The following is a 20,255-nucleotide window of genomic DNA, read 5'->3' on the forward strand; positions in this document are numbered from 1 at the left end:
TTGGTCAGGGATTGAAGCGACTGCACCCGCGCACCTACGATACCGTATTTACAGTGGGGTAACATCCTCCGCACATCACGACGGAGACATCTTCATGCGCGTTGCGCTCGTGCTCGCAGTCGGTGCCCTGTTTACCTGCATCACGTCCACAAGCGCGGGCGCAGAGGTTGGCACGGGCTCATGGCACACCCACGGCCACCGCATCGAGGACAGCGCCAATCAGCCCCTGCGCCTCGCGGGCATCAACTGGTTCGGCTTGGAGACGAGCAACTTCGCTCCGCATGGCCTTTGGGCGCGCGGCTACAAGTCGATGCTCGACCAGATCAAAGCGCAGGGTTACAACACGATCCGCCTGCCGTACAGCAACCAGCTGTTCGACGCCGGCAGCATTCCCAACGGCATCGACTTCGCGCAGAACGCGGATCTCGCCGGACTCACCGGATTGCAGATCATGGACAAGATCGTCGCGTACGCAAGCGAGATCGGCCTGCGCATCCTGCTCGACCGCCATCGTCCGGACGCCAACGGCCAATCGGAGCTCTGGTACACCGCGCAGTACGATGAAGCGCGCTGGATCAATGACTGGACGATGCTCGCCACGCGATACGCGGGCAACCACACGGTGATCGGCGCGGACTTGCACAACGAGCCGCATGGCGCGGCGTGCTGGGGATGCGGCGACCTCGCGCGCGATTGGCGGCTCGCGGCCGAGCGCGCCGGCAATGCGATTCTTGCCGCGAATCCGGACTGGCTGATCGTCGTCGAAGGTGTCGAGAGCTACAACGGACGGAACTACTGGTGGGGCGGCAACCTTGCCGGTGCGAGCGCTGCACCGGTGCGGCTCAACGTGGCGAACCGCCTCGTGTACTCGATCCACGACTATCCCGCGAGCGTGCATGCGCAGCCGTGGTTCTCGGCGCCGGACTACCCCGCGAACTTGCCCGCGCTATGGGACGCGACGTGGCGCTACCTGCACAAGACGAACGTCGCGCCGGTGCTCGTCGGCGAGTTCGGAACGAAGCTGCAGACGACTTCCGACCGGGACTGGCTGACGGCGCTTGCGAGCTGTCTCGGAACCGGCGCCGACGGCGTGCATTGGACGTACTGGTCGTGGAATCCGAACTCCGCAGATACCGGCGGCATCCTGAAGGACGATTGGCAGACCGTCGACACCGCGAAGCAGGCGTATCTCGTACCGCTGATGTTCAAGCTCGGCGACAACTTGACCTCGACACCGCCCAAGGGGTCCGAGGTCGAGTATTACAACGCAAGCTTCGATCACTATTTCCATGCCGACACAGCCTGCGGACCAGGCCAACCTCTACGCACGGTCGAACCCGAGAGCATAGGAAATACGACCGACTTGTCGGAGTAGCTATGCGTGAGCCGGCATATTTATGCCTGGCTCCGCCGTGTGCTTCGGCCATCCTGCCGAAGCGTCTCCCGAGGCGGGGGGAAGTTATTTGACTCCGTGCATCAACCGGCTGATCAGCGGCGCGACGAGCAGCAACAGCGCGCCCGAGCCGACCAGCGCCCAGAAGCCGAAGGTGTAGCCCGACAGCGCCGACGCCGTGGTCATGCCGCTTTCGCCCGAGACTTCGCCGGCAAAAATGCCCGAGAGATTGTTGCCGTTGGCCACGGACAGGAACCAGCCGCCCATGGCGAAGGCGACGTAGCGCGCCGGCGCCAGCTTGGTCACCATCGACAGGCCGATCGGCGACAGGCACAACTCGCCGACCGACTGGATCACGTAGACCATGAACAGGGTCCAGAACGGAATCTTGCTGCCGCCGTCGACCATGTGGGTCAGCGCAACCATCAGCAGCAGGAAGGCGAGGCCGTTGAAGATCAGGCCGAGGCTGAACTTGAACGCGATCGACGGCTCGGCGTTACGCCTGCCGAGCCACACCCAGATCGCAGCGATGATCGGCGCGAGGGTGATGATCGCCAACGAATTGACCGACTGGAACCAGGCGACCGGGAATTCCCAGCTGCCGAAATCGCGATGGACAATCTTCTCGGCGAGGAAGTTGAACGACGATCCGGCCTGCTCGAAGAACATCCAGAACAGCACGTTGAAGACGAAGATGATCAGCATCGCGATCACTTTGTCGCGCGCGACTGCGCCTTCACGCAGGCCTTCGATCAGCAGCATCGCGGCCAAGCCGATGAACAGAATGCCGAGGATCCAGGCCAGCGCCGTCGCGCCGAGCTTGGCGAGCAGGAAATACATCAGCGGTACGCCAACCACGAGATAGGCGGCGACGAGGCCGAGATTGCGCGTGCTCAGCGACGTCCGCGCCGACTGGCCGACGCCGTGCAACTGCCGCCGCCCGATCCAGAACCACAGCCAGCAGATCGCCATGCCGACGCCGGCGGAAGCGAACACGACTTTGTAGTTCTGCTGCATCGGCGTCGCGGTGATCACGCTCGCCAGCCAGCTCGTCACCACCGGCGAAACCATCGCACCGACGTTGATGCCCATGTAGAAGATCGTGAAGCCCGCATCGCGCCGGCTGTCGCCCTGCGCATAGAGCTGGCCGACCATGGTCGAGATGTTCGGCTTGAACAGGCCGTTGCCGATGATGACGAGGGCGAGGCCGAGGAGGAACAGGTCCATGCTCGGTAGCATCATCACGAATAAGCCCGAGCCCATGACGATCGCGCCGGTCAGGATCGAGCGCTGATGACCGATCAACTGGTCGGCGATGTAGCCACCGAACACGCCAGCCGCGTAGACCAGTGCAAGGTAGGCGCCGTAGATGTTGCTCGCCGGTTTTTCGCCGGTCGCATCGCCGTTGTAGAACTGGGCGACGATGTACAGCGCCAGCGCCCAGCGCATGCCGTAGAACGCGAAGCGCTCCCAAAACTCGGTCATGAACAGCAGCCACAGCGGACGCGGGTGGCCGAGCATTTCCGGGAAGGTCATTCGCCCCGCCGCGACCTCGGCGGCCGCATCGCCGCTCGCCACACCCGCACCCGCTGCCCCTGTCGCTGCCATGTTCTGCTCCGAGTCGTTTCGCGCATCGAGCGCGCTGGAAAGTACGAAGATGTAACCGCTTCGCCGCAGGCCGTCAAACAAATCCGTTGCGGCACTGCGGGATTTCGCTCATGGATTACGGCGCCGCGCGGCGCGTGCCGATCGTCGTGCGCACTTCGAACAGCTCGGGGAAGAAGGTCAGGTCCAACGCTTTTTTCAAAAAGCCGACACCCGAGGACCCGCCCGTGCCGCGCCGGTAGCCGATGATGCGTTCGACCGTCTTCATATGGCGGAAGCGCCAGAGCTGGAACTGCGTTTCCAGGTCGACCAGGTCCTCGCACAGCGCATATTCGCGCCAGTAGCGATTGGTATCTTCGTAAATGCGCTCGAACAGGGGCAGCAGCTCGTGATCGGACACGTGCGGCTGCGACCAGTCGCGCTGGAGATTACGCACCGGCACGGCATGACCCCAGCGCGCGAGATAGCGCAGGAACTCGTCGTACAGGCTTGGTGCCTGCAGCACTTCCTGCAGACGCGCGTGCGCGCTCGCGTCGTGCGCGAACACGCGCAGCATCGCCTCGTTCTTGTTGCCGAGCAGGAATTCGACGATGCGATACTGCAGCGACTGGAATCCCGAAGACGGCCCGAGTACGTCACGGAATTCGAGATACTCCGCCGGCGTCAGCGTCTCCAGCACCGACCATTGCTCGGTCAGCTGGCGCAGCACCTGCTTGACCCGCGCGACGATCTTGCCGAACTGCCAGACCTGATCGCTGCGCAGGCACTCGATCGCGGCGCTCAGCTCGTGAATCATCAGCTTGAGCCACAGCTCCGACACTTGATGCTGGACGATGAAGAGCATTTCGTCATGGTGGGGCGGATGCGACAACGGCTGCTGTGCGGACAGGAGTTTGTCGAGTTGCAGATAGCCGCCGTAGCTGAGCCGGTCGCGCAGGTCGGTTTCGATGCCGGCCTCGAGTTCGCGGCGATTATCACTGGCACTCATCAGGCGGGGCTCCGGCGTCGATTACAATTATTTACGCGAATGACATTGATAGATGTCATGTTCTGTGGTGAGAATCGACGCAGGGGTCTCACCAGAAACGGGGTCAAAATCGATGCTCGACAGTATAGCTGCGCCGCGCGGCGCGTCGTTTTTTCGTTCTCCAATACGCGCGGTGATACGCGTTGTTGCGGGATCGGCATTGCTCTGCCTAGCCTCGCTCGCTCAGGCGCAGGTTTCGATCACGGCGCCGGGTACCCCGGTGTCGCAGAATTTCGATACGTTATCGACGATCGGCACCGCCAACGCGTGGACGGACGGCAGCACCCTGCCGGGTTGGTATGCCGCGTACAGCGGCGGCACCGGTACCTTCCCGGGAACCTACCGGGCCGATACGGGTACCAGCAATACCGGCGCGCTGTACAGCTACGGCAGCGCCGGCTCGACCGAGCGAGCGCTCGGCTCGACGTCCTCCGGCACGCCAGGAACGATCTACTACGCCTGGCGTCTGGTCAACAACACCGGAAGCGCGATCACCTCGCTGACGATCAACTACACCGGCGAGCAATGGCGTAACGGCGGCAATACCACCGCGCAAAAATTGACGTTCGAACATCAAATCGGTGCCGCCGGCGCGGTCACCGGCGCGAACACGCCGAGCACCGGCTGGACGGCCGATCCCACGCTGGATTTCGTCGGCCCGATTGCGACGGCCACGGCCGGCGCCCTCGACGGCAACGCTGTGGCGAATCGCACGGCAAAGACCGACACCTTGACGATCAACCTGCCGGCCGGCCAGGAAATCTGGCTGCGCTGGTACGACATCAACGACGCCGGCAACGACCACGGGCTCGCGATCGACGATGTTTCGGTCACCGCCGGCGGCAGCGGTTCGTCGACGCCATCGCTGTCGATCAACAACGTAACGCTGCCCGAGGGCAACAGCGGCGCGACGTTGTTCAATTTCACCGTCACGCTTTCGGCTTCGCCGACAGCGGATGTCACCGTCCAGTGCACCACCGTGGACGGAACGGCAACCGCTGCCGACAACGACTTCGGCGCGGGCGGCACCCAGCTTACGTTCGTCGCCGGCACGACCACGCTGACACAGACGGTTACCGTCATCGTCGCCGGCGACACCAAGGTCGAACCCGACGAAACCTTTTCGCTCGTCCTCAGCAACCCCACGAACGCCACAATCACGCCGGGGGGCGGAATCGGCACGATCCTCAACGACGATTTCGTCCTGACCCCGATCCACGACATCCAGGGTAACGGCGCGACCTCGCCGCTCGTCGGCAACAGCATCGTCACGCGCGGCATCGTCACCGGGTTGAAGTCGAACGGCTTCTTCATCCAGGAGCCCGATGCCAGCGTCGATGCCGATCCGAACACGTCCGAAGGCATCTTCGTCTTCACCTCGTCGGCGCCGCCCGCCGCGGCCGCAGTCGGCAACCTCGTCCAGGTCGGCGCCAAGGTGCAGGAATTCGTTCCGAGTACCGATCTGAATTCACCGCCGGTGACTGAACTGAGCGGCTCGCCGACCGTGACCATTGTCTCCACCGGCAACGCATTGCCCACGCCGATCACACTGACCTCCAACGACTTCATCAACCAGGTCGACAATCTCGAGAAATACGAAGGAATGCGCGTGCGTGTCGCCTCGCTGACCGCGGTCAGCGGTACCGACGGGTTCTTGTCCGAAGCCAATGCGACGAGCACCAGCGACGGCACGTTCTACGGCGTGCTGACCGGCACGCCGCGGCCGTTCCGCGAGGCCGGCATCGATGTCTCCGACCCGTTGCCTGCAGGATCGCCCTGCTGCGTGCCGCGTTTCGACTCCAACCCCGAACGCCTGCGCGTGGACAGCGACGCGCTCGGCGGCGCGGCGATCAACGTCAGCACCGGCGCCGCGTTGACCAGCGTCGTCGGCCCACTCGACTACCAGTACCGCACCTACATGATCGACATCGACCCGCCGGCCGTATCGCCGGCGCCGACGGTGACGCCGGGCATGGCGGTGACGCCGACGGCAGCGCCGCTCGCCGGCGAAGTCACGATCGCCTCGTTCAACATGGAGCGTTTCTACGATACGACCAACGATCCGGCCACCAGCGACGTCACCCTGACCTCGGCCGCGTTCAATATGCGCCTGAAGAAAGCGTCGCTCGCGATCCGCAACTTCCTGCGCACGCCCGACATCGTCGGCGTCGAGGAAATGGAAAACCTGACCACGTTGCAAGCCGTCGCCGCCCAGATCAGCAGCGATGCGATCGCCGCGGGCCAGCCCGATCCGCAGTACACCGCCTATCTGATGGAGGGCAACGACATCGGCGGCATCGACGTCGGCTTCCTCGTCAAGGGCGCTGCTGCAACGGCGACGACGCATCACGTCGAAGCGATCACCGTCACCCAATACGGCAAGAACTCGCTGTTTGTGAACCCTGACAGTTCGACCGCGTTGCTCAACGACCGACCAACCCTGGAACTCGTCGCCGCGGTCAGCAACCTCGCCGGCGACAGCTTTCCGGTCACGGTCTACGTCAACCACCTGCGCTCGCTCAACGGCCAGAACGATCCGACCGCCGGCTCCAACGGCTGGCCCACCGAAGGCGACCGCGTGCGCGCCAAGCGTCAGGCGCAGGCCGTGGAGCTCGCCAACCTCATCCAGACCCGCCAGGCGAACTTCCCGGCCGACCACATCGTCGTGCTCGGCGACTTCAACGCTTTCGACGTCAACGACGGCTACGGCGACTCGATGGGCACGATCGCCGGCACGCCCGCGCCGGACAACCAGACCGTCGTCACCGGCGACGGCACCTCGCCGGTCAGCCCAGCCCTGACCAATCTCTCGAATACACCGGCGCCGGCGGAACGCTACTCGTACTCCTTCGGCGGCAATGCGCAGTCGATCGACCATATCCTGATCAACTCGACCCTGACCGGCTTTGCCCATCGCATCGAGCATGCGCGTATCGACGCGGATTTCCCCGAGATCCTGCGCGGTGATGCGACCACGCCTGCGCGCATTTCCGATCATGATCCGGCGCTGCTCTACCTCGGCGCACTGCCGACCGCGAAAGTCTCTGTCACCAAGACGGCTACGCCGAATCCGGTCGCGGCCGGCGCGCAGATCACCTATTCGATCGGCGTGGCCAACAACGGTCTCGGCACGGCAGGCAACGTCACCCTGACGGATGCCCTCCCCGCGGGCACGACGTTCGCCTCGCTCGCAGCGGCGGCCGGCTGGAGCTGCATCACGCCATCTGCAGGCACGAATGGCACGGTGACCTGCACGATCGCCAGTCTCGCCCCTAGCGCGAACGCGGCATTCACCCTGGTCGCTGGCGTTGCCGCAGGTACCGTCGACGGCACTTCGATCTCGAACACCGCCACCGTCGCCGTCACCACGAACGACGACGGCAGCGGCCCACTCAGCGCAACCGCCGCGGTCGACGTGCTGACTCCGGTCAACGGCAGTTGCGGCACGGCGAACGGCGGCAGCTTCACCACGCTCGCATCGGACGATCCTGCGTTGTGCGCCAGCGGTGCCGTCACCGGCTTCGGCGGCAGCGGTCCGTGGACCTGGACCTGCTCCGGCAGCGGCGGCGGCACGCCTTCGCCGACCTGCACGGCGAACATCCGCACCTGGACCGTCAGCACGACGATCAGCGGCGCCGGCGGCACGATCTCCGCGCCCGCGCAGTCTGCGGTCAATCATGGCAGCGCGACGACGTTCACGGTCACTCCGCTCGGCGGCTACTCGATCGTCTCGGTCGTCGGCACCACCTGCACGCCGACCCTGCAGAGCGGCAACACCTGGACCAGCGGCGCGATCACCGCGGACTGCACGATCACCGCTTCGTTCAGTGCCGATCCGGTCAACGGCGTCTGCGGCGGCGACAACGGCCGCACACTGAGTTCGACGCCGACCAACCTGTGCGCCTCCGGCAATCCCGGCCCGGTAATCGGCAACGGCCCATGGACCTGGAGCTGCGTGGGCAGCACGACGGCCAACTGCGCCGCCAATGCGACGACGGGCAGCATCACCGTGCTCGGCGCCACGACGATCACCAATGGCGACGCTGCACCGAGCACGGCCAAGGGCACCGACTTCGGCAACGTGACCGTCGGCACGCAGGCCGCACGCAGCTTCACGATTGGCAACCCGGCGGGCGCGCCAGCGCCGACCGGAGCCGCACCGAAGACGACCGATACTACTGGCGCGATAGTCGCTACGCTCGAGCTGCCGAACGCGGCGGGCGATCTCGTCGTCAGCGGCATCACGAGCAACAATCCGGCGTTCACCGTCTCGGGCGGCACCGGCACGGTGCCCAAGGGTGGCTCGGCCACGTTCACGGTGACGTTCAACGCCACCGGCGTCGGCGTTCAGAACGCGACGATTAGCATCGCGAGCAACGACGCAACAACACCGACTTTCACCTTCGCCGTGACCGCGAACGCGATCGCCGCGCCTCCCGCGACGGCGGTAGCTGCACCTTTGCTCGATGCGAAGACGCTGCTGCTGTTGATCGCCGCGCTTGCGGCCATCGGCCACTTCGCGCTGCGTCGACGCGAAGCGGCGAAGTAGAAACCGCTGCTGCCGGGTCGGGCTCACTCCGATCCGGCAGCATCATGGTGCGGATCGCGCGACGCGCGACGCGCCGCATTGGCGGCAGCCGGCCTCACATCCGACAAGTTCGCGTCCGGGATCGTGACCATCGATGCGTTCAGCCGCATATGCATCGGGACTTTTCCACATGTGTACTGGTGTCGCCGTCAGCTGGTATACAAACCTGAAGCAAATTAGTGACGGCCCAAGGTTGCTCTCTGTCACAGAATGTGGCGAGAATGCATTTGGCTAGGATCGGTTCAAACTACGGGGTAATCCATGATCGGTCGTGTATATGCGCCGCGCGGCGCAGGCTTTGCTTTTCTTGCGTTTTTTCTCGCTTGCGTCCCGGCGTCGTTCGCGGCCGCCGCAGGCAACGTGGTCATCAGCCAGGTTTACGGGGCCGGCGGCAATACCGGCGCCGCGCTGCAGAACGACTACGTCGAGTTGTTCAACCGCTCCGCCACCACGGTCAGCCTCTCCGGCTGGTCGGTGCAGTACGCGAGTGCGACCGGTACCGGCAACTTCAGTAGCAGCGTCGTTGCGCTGAGTGGCTCGATCGCCCCCGGGCATTATTTCCTTTTGCAACTGGCTGGCGGCGCCAACGGCAGTCCGCTGCCTACCGCAGACCAGAGCAGCACGGCGATCAACATGGCCGCTGGCGGCGGCAAGGTGATCCTGGCGAATGTCGCCACCGGCCTCGCCTGCAACGGCAGCAGCACGGCGTGCAGCGCCGCGCAGCTCGCGCAGATCGTCGATCTCGTCGGCCAGGGCAGCGCAAATTTCTATGAAGGCTCCGGCACGGCGCCGACGCCAAGTACGACGCTTGCCGATTTCCGCGCCAACGGCGGCTGCACCGACACCGACGACAACAAGGCCGACTTCGCCACCGCCGCGCCCGCGCCGCGCAACAGCGCCAGCGCCGGCAACGCGGCCTGCGGCGGCAATCCGAGCACGAATCCGACGGGCACGGGCAGCGCCTCGCCAGCCGCGGTGCAGGCCGGTGCGACGAGCCTGCTGACCGTTGCGGTGGCGCAAGGCACCAATCCCGCCAGCCCGATCCAGTCGGTCACAGCCAATCTGTCGAGCATCGGCGGCTCGTCGACGCAGACGCTGTACGACGACGGCACGAACGGCGACGCGGTCGCCGGAGACGGCACGTATTCCTACCTCGCCACGGTCGCAGCGAACACGCCGTCCGGCGGCAAGACGCTCAACGTGACGATTGCCGACGCGGTACCGCGCACCGGCACGACGACGATCGCGCTGGCGGTAACCTCGGCACCGCTGACGATCATGCAGATCCAGGGCCACGGTGCGGCGTCGCCGTATGCCGGTCAGGTCGTGACCACGACCGGCCCCGACATCGTCACCGCACTCGACACCAACGGCTTCTTCGTGCAGGACGCGACTGGCGACAACGACCTCACCACTTCGGATGCGATCTTCGTTTTCACCAGCACGGCGCCGACCGTGCACGTCGGCGATGCGGTGCAGGTCACCGGCACGGTGGTCGAGTTCAACGGCTCAAGCGAGCTGTCCGCGCCGAGCGTAACCGTGCTCAGCAGCGGGAATACCCTGCCCGCCGCCTACGATCTCAGCACGCACGCACCGACGACAAGCCCGACGACCGGCATCTGCATGGGTGCGGGTTCGACGATCAATCCGCCGATCGACGGCTATCAGTCGAGCAACTTCGCCTGCCTCGATGGCATGCTCGTCGCGATGAGCGACGGCGTTGTCGTCGCACCGACCTTCGGCGCCGGCGGCAGCGGCATCAAGGCCGACACGGTGCAGGGATTCTACGCAACGGTCGCCAGCCAGCCGCGTCCGTTCCGCGAACCGGGCCTGACCTATCCGGGCGATGCGACGCATCCGCTCGTGCCAGTGTTCGACGGCAATCCGGAAACCGTGGAAATCTACTTCGGCGGCCTGCCGCTCGTGCTCGCCAACCTGCCGAATGGAGGCATCTACAACTCAGGTCAGCATTTCAGCGTGACCGGCATCGTGCAGGGTTTCAAGGGTACCTACGAAATCTATCCGACCGGCAATGATGCGTTCGCGCTGGTCGGGCCGGCCAAGACCTACCCGGTACGGGTGCCCGATTCGACACCGGGCACGCTGACAGTCGGCTCGCAGAACATGCTGCACTTCTTCAACAACACCGCCGACGGCGCCGACACCTCGGCCTACAACGACACCTGTACCGGCACCGGCGCGAATGACCAATGCCCGACGCTCACGCAGTACCAGGCGCGCCTGGCGAAGATGTCGCTGCAGATCCGCACCGTGCTCAAGGCACCGGTGATTCAGGTCGTGCAGGAAGCGGAGAATCTCTCGGCCATGCGCGACCTCGCCGCGCAAATGAGCCTCGATGATGCCAGCGTGAGCTACCAACCGTACCTGATCCCCGGCAACGATCCTGGCGGCATCAACCTCGGCTTCTTCGCGCGCGACGGCGTCGCGGTCAATTCAGTCACGCAGTTGTACAAGGGCACGACAACTTCCGCGTGCAGCAGCGGCAGTTCCTGCCTGCTCAACGATCGTCCGCCTGTGCTACTCGATGCGAGCTACCACGGCTACCGCGTGCGCGTGCTCGCGATCTACGACCGCTCGCTGCTCAATCTCGGCGTCAACGACTACGTCGGCATCAAGCGCCGCGCACAGGCCGAGCAGGTCGCCTGCATCGTGCGCGCCTTGCAGACCACCGGCGCCAACGTGGACTGCGATCCGAACAACCCGGGCGCCTACGCCGGTAACGCGATCCAGAACGCCGATGGCAGCATCGTCAACGGCGGTGTGCCCGTGGTCGGCGATGCGTCGGTGCCGGTCGTCGTGGTCGGCGACTTCAACGCTTACGAATTCAGCGACGGCTATGTCGACGTGACCGGCCTGATCATGGGCATGGCTGACACCGATCCCGCGCACAGTATTTATCCGCCGAGCGCGAGCTACGTCGCACCGAACCCGGCGTTGTGGGACAGCGGTGCGGCGCAGGTTCCGGCCGACCATTATTCGTACACGTTCAGCGGCTATGCGCAGGAGATCGACCATATCCTGCTCAGCGACACCGGCAAGCAGGACTTCATCCAGATCGGCAACGCGCACGGCAATGCCGATGTGTCGTCATCCAGCAGCGACGTGCTCGATCCGACCACGGCACGACGCAGCTCCGACCACGACGGCCAGGTCGTCACGCTCGGCTACGTCGTCGACATCATCGCAGGCAACCACGGCTCGGCAGATCCGACCGGCCAGCGTCTGGTCTCTAAGGGCGCGCGTCAGGTCGTCAACGTCACGCCCGACCCTGGCTACTTCGCCACGACTTCGGGATCTTGCGGCGGTGCGTTGAACGGCAGCACCTACCTCAGCGATCCGGTTACCGCGAATTGCAACGTCGTCGTCACCTTCACGCCGAGCCCGATCGACGGTGCCTGCGGCAGCGACAATGGCCAGGTTCTGCTCGTAGCACCGACCAATCTGTGCAGCGTCGGCACCGCCAGTGCGATCGACGGCAGCGGCCATCCGTGGAGCTGGAGCTGCTCGGGTCAATACGGCGGCGCCGCGGCAACCTGCTCGGCGACGATCAAGACGTGGACGGTGAGCGCCAGCGCCGGCAGCAACGGCGGCATTTCGCCGGCGACGCAAACCGTCGACAACAACACGACGGCGAACTTCACCGTGACACCGAATCCGGGTTACGCCGCGACGGTGACCGGCTGCGACGGCACACTGCTCGGCAATATCTACACCACGGGCCCGGTCACCGCGGACTGCGCGGTGAGCGCGACGTTCACGCCCGCGGTCTACACAGTGACGCCGGTCGTCGTCGGTGGCAACGGCACGCTCACGCCGGCCGTGCCGCAGCAGGTCGGCTATCAGGCCGTCGTGAACTTCCGCGCCGACCCCGCACCGGGCTACAAGGTGGCCACGGTCACCGGTTGCGGCGCGACGTTCAACAACAAGAAGGTCCAGACCGCGCCGATTAGCGACAGCTGCACGCTGGCCGTCACTTTCGCACGCGCAAATCAATAGTTAGCTGTGTGACTGGACGATAAGACTGCTGCTTATCGTCCTGCGATCGCGGCGTTGAGTGGCCCGCCAGGGTCCGCCCAACGCCGCGGGTTATTACGGGCGTAACACCTGCAACAACCAGTATTGCGCCGCGCCTTGCATCGGCGATGCCAAGACTGCTATCAAGCACGTCCGCATCGCACACCACGGCAGCAGCGTGAGCATCGCAGCCAGTTTCGAAATCGAATATCTGCAATATCTGGACGAGTCGGGCAAGCTCCTCAATGAAGATGCCCCGGCGTTCGCGCGCGACGTGCGCGCGCTCGTCGACGCGTACAAGCTCATGTGTTTCACGCGCGTCTTCGACGGTAAGGCGATCGCCTTGCAGCGCACCGGCAAGCTCGGCACCTATGCCTCGTGCCTCGGCATGGAGGCGACGCATGTCGCGATCGGTTCGGCGCTTGCCGAAGACGACGTGTTCGCGCCGTTCTATCGCGACTACGGCGCGCAGTTCCAGCGCGGCGTCAAACCGCGCGAGGTGTTGCTGTATTGGGGCGGCGATGAGCGCGGCAACGATTTCGCCGAGCCGGCGCACGACTTCGCCTGGAGCGTGCCGATCGCGACGCAATGCCTGCACGCTGCCGGTTCCGCACTCGCGTTCAAGATCCGCAAGGAACCTCGCGTCGCCTTGGCCACAGTCGGCGACGGCGGCACGTCGAAAGGCGATTTCTACGCGGCGATCAATGCCGGCGGTGCGTTCACCCTGCCGCTCGTGGTCGTCATCGTCAATAACCAGTATGCGATCTCGATTCCACGCGCGCAGCAGACCGCGGCGAAGACGCTCGCACAGAAAGGCATCGCCGCGGGTATCGAAAGCATCCAGGTCGACGGCAATGATCTCATCGCGATGCGCGTCGCGCTCGACCACGCGATCAAGCGCGCGCGCCATGGCCACGGCGCAACGCTGATCGAAGCGGTGACGTATCGCCTCTCCGACCACACCACAGCCGACGACGCGCGCCGCTACCGCAGCGAGGACGAAGTGAAGGCGGCGTGGGAGAAGGAGCCGGTCAAGCGCCTGCGCGCCTATCTGCAAGGCATGAACGCCTGGACCGACGACGAGGAAAAGGAATGGCTGGCCGAGTGCGGCAAACGCGTCGATGAGGAAATCGACGCTTATCTGGCCGTCAAACCGCAGCCAGTGTCGGCAATGTTCGACTACACCTATGCCGAGCTTCCGCTCGATCTCGAACGCCAGCGCGCCGACGCGCTCACCGCGGCGAAGGGCTGAGGCGATGGCGCAGATCAACCTCATCGAAGGCATCACCATGGCGCTCGCGCACGAGATGGCGCGCGATCCTGCCGTCGTCGTGCTCGGCGAAGACGTCGGCGTCAACGGTGGCGTGTTCCGCGCCACGGTCGGCCTACAGCAGAAGTTCGGCGCCGAGCGCGTGATCGATACGCCGCTCGACGAGGCGATGATCGCCGGCCTCGCCGTCGGCCTCGCCGTGCAGGGCATGAAGCCGGTCGCCGAGGCGCAGTTCGAAGGCTTCATGTATCCGATGATCGATCAGATCGCTTCGCACGCGGCGCGCATGCGCACGCGCACGCGCGGGCGCCTGACCTGCCCGGCCGTGTTCCGCGCGCCATGGGGCGGCGGCATCCATGCGCCCGAACATCATTCCGAGGCGATCGAAGCGCTGTTCACCAATATCGCCGGCCTGCGCGTCGTGATCGCTTCCTCGCCGGGGCGTGCCTACGGCTTGCTGCTCGCCTCGATCCGCGATCCCGATCCGGTGATCTTCTTCGAGCCCAAGCGTATCTATCGCCAGTACAAGGAAGAAGTCGCCGACGACGGCGAGGCGCTGCCGCTCGACGTCTGCTTCGTGCTGCGCGACGGCAGCGATGTAACCCTCGTGACCTGGGGCGCGCAGGTCAAGGAAACGCTCGAGGCGGCCGACGCGCTCGCCGCGGAAGGCATCCACGCCGAGGTGATCGATGTCGCCACGCTCAAACCGCTCGACTTCGACACGATCCACGAATCGGTGAAGAAAACGCATCGCTGCGTGATCGTGCACGAGGCGCCGTACACCGGCGGCTTCGGTGGCGAGATCGCGGCGCGTCTCGTCGAACATGCGCTGTACGATCTGCACGCGCCGGTCGAACGCGTCGCCGGCTACGACGTGCCGATGCCGCTGTACAAACTCGAGATGAACTATCTGCCCAGCGTTGCGCGCATCGTCGCCGCGGCGAAGCGCACGTTGCAGGCAAGCTGAATTGCACCAGGGGAACGCCATGCATCTCGTCACGCAAATCCTGATCGCCGTCGTCGCACTGCTGCATCTGTACTTTCTTGCCCTCGAAATGTTCTTCTGGGACAAACCGCTCGGGCGCCGCGTGTTCAACCTCACGCCCGAATTCGCAGCGGCGTCGAAAGCACTCGCCGCGAACCAGGGCCTGTACAACGGCTTCCTCGCCGCCGGCCTGATCTGGAGCCTCGTGCTCGGTGGCCACGAAGGCTTCCACGTCGCGATCTTCTTCCTGACCTGCGTCATCGTCGCCGGCATCTACGGCGCATTGACGGTCAACAAGCGCATCTTTTTCTTCCAGGCGCTGCCGGCGATCGTGGCTCTGATCCTGCTGCACCTGCACTGAGGTGGTCGTGAGCGAAACAAAGACATTCCGCCTGCCCGACCTAGGCGAAGGCCTGCCAGACGCGACGATCGTCGAATGGCTGGTCAAGCCCGGCGACACAATCGCGCTCGACGCGCCGTTGATCTCGATGGAGACGGCGAAGGCCATCGTCGAAGTGCCGTCGCCGTATTCGGGAAAATTGGTAAAAGTATACGGAAACGATGGCGACGTGATCGCGACCGGCGCACCGCTCGCCGATTTCGAGATCGATGCGAGCGCACCGCAGCGCGCGGAGGGGCACTCGACCGGGCATCACGCCGCTGCGGCAACAGCTGCCGCACCTGCGCCAACCCCGGCATCTGTCGAACGACCCGACACCGGCACGGTCGTCGGCGAAATGCAGAGCAGCGACCGCGTCATCGCCGAGGCTGCGGTCGCGGTCGGTGGCGTCAAGGCCGTGCCTGCGGTGCGCGCGCTGGCAAAGAAGCTCGGCATCGATCTCTCGCGAGTGCCGCCGAGCGGAGCGGGCGGTGTCGTGACCCTGAAGGACGTGCGCGATTTCGCAAGTCGACCGGATGCCAAATCGGCCAAGCAGCAACCAGCGCCGCAGCGAGCCGAAACACAGCGCACAGCGAACGTCGCCGCACAATTCGCGACACCGATGCCATCACGCACACGAGAAGCCTCCGCACCAATCACGGTGGAACCAGGCAGCTACGGCGAACCGCAGCAGCTCAAAGGCGTCCGCCGCAACATGGCGCGCGTGATGGCCGACGCGCAATCGAAAGTGGTGCCGACGACACTCAACGACGATGCCGACATCCATGCCTGGCGTGCGGGCGAAAACGTCAGCGTGCGCCTGCTGCGCTCGATCACGACGGCGTGCAAGGCCGTACCCGCGCTCAACGCCTGGTTCGACGGCGAGAACCTGACGCGCACGCTGCACGAGCGCGTCGACATCGGCGTCGCGGTCGACACGGTCGATGGCTTGTTCGTGCCCGCGCTGCGCAACGCCGACGCGCTCGACGCGCACGGTCTGCGCACCGCGCTCGATCAGCTGATGCGCCAGGTGCGCGAACGCAGCATCCCGTCCTCGGAACTGACTGGCTACACGATCTCACTGTCGAACTTCGGCGTGTTCGCCGGACGCTACGCGACACCGATCGTCGTGCCGCCAACCGTTGCGATCGTCGCCGCGGGCAAGTTGCGTTACGAAGCAGTGCCGGTCATCGGCGGCATCGAGGCGCATCGCGTGATTCCACTGTCGCTGACTTTCGACCATCGTGCCTGCACCGGCGGCGAGGCGGCGCGTTTCCTCAAGGCGATGCTCGAAGACCTTGCCCTTGCGGAATAGCCGTTGGCACATTGACGTCGTGCGCAACCGGGCGTATACCATTGCGCCCAGCCTGATCCGGAATGAGATGAAACCTAACGGATTGAAGCCCATCGAGGCGAATCAAACTCGATTGACCGCCGACGAGCGCGCGCTCGTCACCGCGGCGAAGAAGGCAAGATTGCGTGCGCATGCGCACCAGTCGCAGTTCAAGGTCGGCGCCGCGGCGCGCTACGGCAACGAGATCGTGCTCGGCTGCAATGTCGAATCGGATTCCTACGGACTGACCAACTGCGCCGAACGCACCGCCGTATTCTCCGCTCACGCGAACGGCATCGCGCGCAAAGGCCTGCGCATGATCGCGGTCATCGCCGACTCGCCCGAACCAGTCTCGCCCTGCGGGGCCTGCCGCCAGGTGCTGTTCGAGCAGGGCGGCCCGGACCTGCGTGTGATCATGTGCAACACGCGCGGCGACGTGCGCGTGGCCACGCTGGCCGAGCTGCTGCCCGGCGGTTTCCGCCTCGAGACCACGCCGCCACGCCGTGCTGCTGCCGTGGCAAAGCCGCGCAAGGCGACGAAACGCGGGCCGGCCGATGCACCATAGCCGCATTTCCGCCTACGTCCTCGATTGCAAAACGGACGATCTGAAAGATGCGGCGGAATTCTGGAGCAAGGCTCTCGGGCGCCCGATCGAAACATTCGACCAGGACGGCGACGGCAAGTACGCCGAACTGAAAACCGACGCCGACGAACCATTCCTGCTGCTGCAACGCGTCGACCACGACGCGCGCATCCATTTCGACATCGAAACCGACGACCTCGATGCCGAAGTCGCGCGCCTCGAAGCACTCGGCGCGACGCGCATCGCCTTCGTCAAGCGCTGGTGGGTCATGCAGGCGCCGACCGGGCATCGCTTCTGCGTCGTGCGCAAGCAGCGCGCGGAATTCGGGCCGCACTTGAATCACTGGGACTGAAAAAAAGGGGACGTACGATGCGTCACGCCATTTGCCTCACGATTGCGTTGCTGACCGCAGCCACCAGTGCGCACGCCGACGAGAAGGACTACATCGCCTACTCGCAACCGACCATCGCTTTCGTCCACGCGAGTGTGGTCGACGGCACCGGGGCGAAAGTCCGTCGCGACCAGACTCTCGTTGTCGACAAGGGCCGCATCGTCGCGCTCGGTGATGCGAAGCGCGTGAAGATTCCCACGGACGCGCAACAGATCGACGCGCATGGCAAGACACTGCTGCCCGGCTTCGTGATGATGCACGAACATCTGTTTTATCCGACCGGGCACCGCGCCTACACCGAAATGGTCTACAGCTTTCCGCGCCTCTATCTTGCCGGCGGCACGACGACGATGCGCACCGCCGGCACGATGATGCCTTACGCCGACCTCAACCTGCGCCGCGAGATCGACAAGGGCACGGTCGCCGGCCCCGACATTGATGTCACCGCGCCGTATCTCAACGGGCCCGGCCTGCCGATCCTCGGCGTCAACGCACTCGGCGGCGTCGACGATGCCGAGCGCATGGTCAACTACTGGGCCGACGAAGGCGTGACTTCGTACAAGGCCTATATGCACATCCGCCGCGACGAACTGCAGCGCATCATCGAGGTCGCGCACCGACGCGGGCACAAGGTGACCGCGCACTTATGCTCGGTGACCTATCGCGAGGCGATCGATCTCGGCATCGACAATCTCGAGCACGGCTTCTTCGTCGCATCGGATTTCGTCAAGGACAAGCAAGCCGACGTCTGCCCCGGCACGGTGAATTCATCGCTCGCCGCGCTCGACATCGACTCGCCCGAGGCGAAGGCGCTGATCAAGCACCTCGTCGACCATCACGTCGCCCTGACCTCGACGCTGACCGTGTTCGAGACGTTCGTCCCCGGCCGGCCCAAAGCGCCGCAGGCTGCGCTCGACCTGCTGATTCCCGAAATCCGCGCGCAGTACGAAAAGAGCTGGGATGGCGTGCAGGCCAAGCCGAATCCGGAGCAAGTCGCGCTATTCGCGAAACTCGGCAAGCTCGAAAAGCGTTTCGTCGAGGCCGGCGGCCTGCTCATGGCCGGCACCGATCCGACCGGTTATGGCGGCGTCGTGCCGGGCTATTCGGGCAAGCGCCAGATCGAACTGCTGGTCGAGAACGGCTTCCGCTTCGAGGATGCGATCAGGATCAGCACGTTGAACGGGGCGAAATTCCTCGGTCGCGACAAGGACGTCGGCACGCTCGAAGTCGGCAAGCGCGCCGACATCGTCGTCGTCGACGGCGATCCGCTTCAACAGACCAGCGCGATCGAGAACATGCCGCTCGTGTTCAAGAACGGCGTCGGCTACAAGACCGAGGCGATCTTCGCGGCAATGAAGAATACGGTCGGCCTGAACTAGCCCGACCCAGCATCACTGTGCGGCTTCGACCGCCTCCATCGCTGCGCGCGCCGCGGCCATCGCCGCCTTCGCGTCGGCAAATCCGCCCTGGGTCTTGAGCACATTGCGCTTGGCGTCGAGTACCTTGAACGCGAACGCGTCGGCCTCGCGAAACACGACCGGCTGCAGCGCGGGCTTCTCGCTGCGCGCGGCGGACTTCGTTTCCTTCTCTGCACTCGCGCGCAGATCGCGCAACCCCGCCGCGTAGCGCAGCTTGTCGAGGAACGGGCCAGCCAGTGCACGGGTTCGCGCGGCGCCGGCATGCAGGATGTCTTCGATCTCGGCAGGCTTGGCCACCAGCGCCTCGTAGCGTTCGCGCATCGGTGCGAGTTCGGCGTCGATGCGTTCGAACAGCTTCTGCTTTGCATCGCCCCAGCCGATGCCGTCGGCATAGGCCTGGCGCATCGCTGCGGTTTCCTCGGCGCTCGCGAAGGCCTGGTAGATGCTGAAGATGTTGGAGTCGTCGGGATTCTTTGCCTCGCCCGGCGCGAGCGAATTGGTCACGATGCCGAGGATCGCCTTGCGCAATTCCTTGGCCGGCAGCCACAGCGGGATCGTGTTGTTGTAGCTCTTCGACATCTTGCGCCCGTCGAGGCCCGGAAGCGTCGCCACGTTCTCTTCGATCGCCGCTTCAGGCAGGACGAAGTATTCGCCGCCGTAGAGATGGTTGAAGCGCTGACCGATGTCGCGCGCCATCTCGATATGCTGGACCTGGTCGCGCCCGACGGGCACCTTGTTCGCGTTGAAGATCAAAATATCCGCAGCCATCAGCGCCGGATACATGTACAGACCCGCGGTGACGCCGGCGTCGGCGTCCTCGCCCTGCGCACGATTCGCGTCGGTCGCAGCCTTGTAGGCATGCGCACGGTTGAGCAGGCCCTTGGCGGTGACGCAGGTCAGCATCCAGGTCAGCTCGGGTATCTCGCGGATGTCGGACTGACGGTAAAAGTACACTTTTGCAGGATCGAGCCCGCAGGCCAGCCAGCTCGCCGCGATCTCGAGCGTCGAGCGCTGGATGCGCGCCGGATCGTCGCATTTGATCAGCGCGTGGTAGTCGGCAAGAAAATAGAACGACTCGGCGTCCGCGTCGCGGCTCGCCGCGATCGCTGGCCGGATCGCACCAACGTAGTTGCCCAGATGCGGGGTGCCGGATGTGGTGATGCCGGTGAGAATGCGGGTTTTCGAGATCATTTGCGGTAGGCCAGCGCGGAACACGCAGTTTAAGCGATAGCGGCAGCCTTGCGCGCA

At 64.9% G+C, this 20,255-nt stretch carries 13 protein-coding genes; 10 read left to right on the forward strand and 3 right to left on the reverse strand.

Annotated elements, in window-relative coordinates; translation table 11 throughout:
• Positions 1 to 94 precede the first annotated feature (94 nt).
• Complete coding sequence (locus F455_RS19415; protein ID WP_018971598.1) at positions 95 to 1,375, forward strand: glycoside hydrolase family 5 protein; 1,281 nt, start codon at positions 95 to 97, stop codon at positions 1,373 to 1,375.
• An 84-nt stretch (positions 1,376 to 1,459) separates the two neighbouring features.
• On the opposite strand, the gene F455_RS0102070 is transcribed toward F455_RS19415, so the two are convergent.
• Together F455_RS0102070 and F455_RS0102075 are read right to left on the reverse strand one after the other, a co-directional pair.
• Complete coding sequence (locus F455_RS0102070; protein WP_051084146.1) at positions 1,460 to 2,929, reverse strand: peptide MFS transporter; 1,470 nt, start codon at positions 2,927 to 2,929, stop codon at positions 1,460 to 1,462.
• A 187-nt stretch (positions 2,930 to 3,116) separates the two neighbouring features.
• Complete coding sequence (locus tag F455_RS0102075) at positions 3,117 to 3,986, reverse strand: tryptophan 2,3-dioxygenase (RefSeq protein ID WP_018971600.1); 870 nt, start codon at positions 3,984 to 3,986, stop codon at positions 3,117 to 3,119.
• Positions 3,987 to 4,185: 199 nt separating this feature from the next.
• Between F455_RS0102075 and F455_RS21735 the strand changes: the two genes are divergently transcribed.
• From F455_RS21735 to F455_RS0102125, 9 genes are all read left to right on the forward strand, one after another.
• Positions 4,186 to 8,574 carry a Calx-beta domain-containing protein gene (locus tag F455_RS21735; RefSeq protein WP_051084110.1) on the forward strand — a complete coding sequence of 1,463 codons (4,389 nt, stop codon included), beginning with the start codon at positions 4,186 to 4,188 and terminating at the stop codon, positions 8,572 to 8,574.
• Between the two features lie 300 nt (positions 8,575 to 8,874).
• Positions 8,875 to 12,630, forward strand: a complete 3,756-nt coding sequence (locus F455_RS0102090) for a lamin tail domain-containing protein (protein ID WP_026292980.1) — start codon at positions 8,875 to 8,877, stop codon at positions 12,628 to 12,630.
• Positions 12,631 to 12,826: 196 nt separating this feature from the next.
• Entirely contained in the window at positions 12,827 to 13,900 is a 1,074-nt protein-coding gene (gene pdhA, locus F455_RS0102095) for a pyruvate dehydrogenase (acetyl-transferring) E1 component subunit alpha (RefSeq protein ID WP_026292981.1), read from the forward strand.
• 4 nt (positions 13,901 to 13,904) lie between these two features.
• The gene (locus F455_RS0102100) at positions 13,905 to 14,885 is read left to right on the forward strand and encodes an alpha-ketoacid dehydrogenase subunit beta (RefSeq protein WP_033409101.1); all 981 of its coding nucleotides are present in this window, start codon (positions 13,905 to 13,907) and stop codon (positions 14,883 to 14,885) included.
• A 19-nt stretch (positions 14,886 to 14,904) separates the two neighbouring features.
• On the forward strand, positions 14,905 to 15,264 hold the full coding sequence (locus F455_RS0102105; RefSeq protein ID WP_018971604.1) for a DUF1304 domain-containing protein: 360 nt from the start codon (positions 14,905 to 14,907) through the stop codon (positions 15,262 to 15,264).
• Between the two features lie 7 nt (positions 15,265 to 15,271).
• On the forward strand, positions 15,272 to 16,597 hold the full coding sequence (locus F455_RS0102110) for a dihydrolipoamide acetyltransferase family protein (protein ID WP_026292982.1): 1,326 nt from the start codon (positions 15,272 to 15,274) through the stop codon (positions 16,595 to 16,597).
• A gap of 67 nt (positions 16,598 to 16,664) precedes the next feature.
• On the forward strand, positions 16,665 to 17,180 hold the full coding sequence (locus tag F455_RS19430) for a cytidine deaminase (protein ID WP_083918762.1): 516 nt from the start codon (positions 16,665 to 16,667) through the stop codon (positions 17,178 to 17,180).
• On the forward strand, positions 17,170 to 17,550 hold the full coding sequence (locus F455_RS0102120; RefSeq protein WP_018971607.1) for a VOC family protein: 381 nt from the start codon (positions 17,170 to 17,172) through the stop codon (positions 17,548 to 17,550). Before F455_RS19430 ends, F455_RS0102120 begins: the two co-directional genes overlap by 11 nt.
• A gap of 17 nt (positions 17,551 to 17,567) precedes the next feature.
• On the forward strand, positions 17,568 to 18,968 hold the full coding sequence (locus tag F455_RS0102125) for an amidohydrolase family protein (protein WP_018971608.1): 1,401 nt from the start codon (positions 17,568 to 17,570) through the stop codon (positions 18,966 to 18,968).
• A 12-nt stretch (positions 18,969 to 18,980) separates the two neighbouring features.
• Here F455_RS0102125 and F455_RS0102130 read toward each other — a convergent pair whose 3' ends face one another.
• Complete coding sequence (locus F455_RS0102130) at positions 18,981 to 20,198, reverse strand: tryptophan--tRNA ligase (protein WP_018971609.1); 1,218 nt, start codon at positions 20,196 to 20,198, stop codon at positions 18,981 to 18,983.
• Positions 20,199 to 20,255: the final 57 nt, after the last annotated feature.

Source organism: Rudaea cellulosilytica DSM 22992 (genome assembly GCF_000378125.1).
GTDB lineage: Bacteria > Pseudomonadota > Gammaproteobacteria > Xanthomonadales > Rhodanobacteraceae > Rudaea > Rudaea cellulosilytica.

Bases quoted from the DNA above. Each gene is read 5' to 3' on its own strand.
- F455_RS0102125 (WP_018971608.1), top strand. From the start codon at position 17,568: ATGCGTCACGCCATTTGCCTCACGATTGCGTTGCTGACCGCAGCCACC.
- F455_RS0102100 (WP_033409101.1), top strand. From the start codon at position 13,905: ATGGCGCAGATCAACCTCATCGAAGGCATCACCATGGCGCTCGCGCAC.
- F455_RS0102120 (WP_018971607.1), top strand. From the start codon at position 17,170: ATGCACCATAGCCGCATTTCCGCCTACGTCCTCGATTGCAAAACGGAC.
- F455_RS0102090 (WP_026292980.1), top strand. From the start codon at position 8,875: ATGATCGGTCGTGTATATGCGCCGCGCGGCGCAGGCTTTGCTTTTCTT.
- F455_RS0102070 (WP_051084146.1), bottom strand. From the start codon at position 2,929: ATGACCTTCCCGGAAATGCTCGGCCACCCGCGTCCGCTGTGGCTGCTG.
- F455_RS19415 (WP_018971598.1), top strand. From the start codon at position 95: ATGCGCGTTGCGCTCGTGCTCGCAGTCGGTGCCCTGTTTACCTGCATC.
- F455_RS0102075 (WP_018971600.1), bottom strand. From the start codon at position 3,986: ATGAGTGCCAGTGATAATCGCCGCGAACTCGAGGCCGGCATCGAAACC.
- F455_RS0102105 (WP_018971604.1), top strand. From the start codon at position 14,905: ATGCATCTCGTCACGCAAATCCTGATCGCCGTCGTCGCACTGCTGCAT.
- F455_RS19430 (WP_083918762.1), top strand. From the start codon at position 16,665: ATGAAACCTAACGGATTGAAGCCCATCGAGGCGAATCAAACTCGATTG.
- F455_RS0102130 (WP_018971609.1), bottom strand. From the start codon at position 20,198: ATGATCTCGAAAACCCGCATTCTCACCGGCATCACCACATCCGGCACC.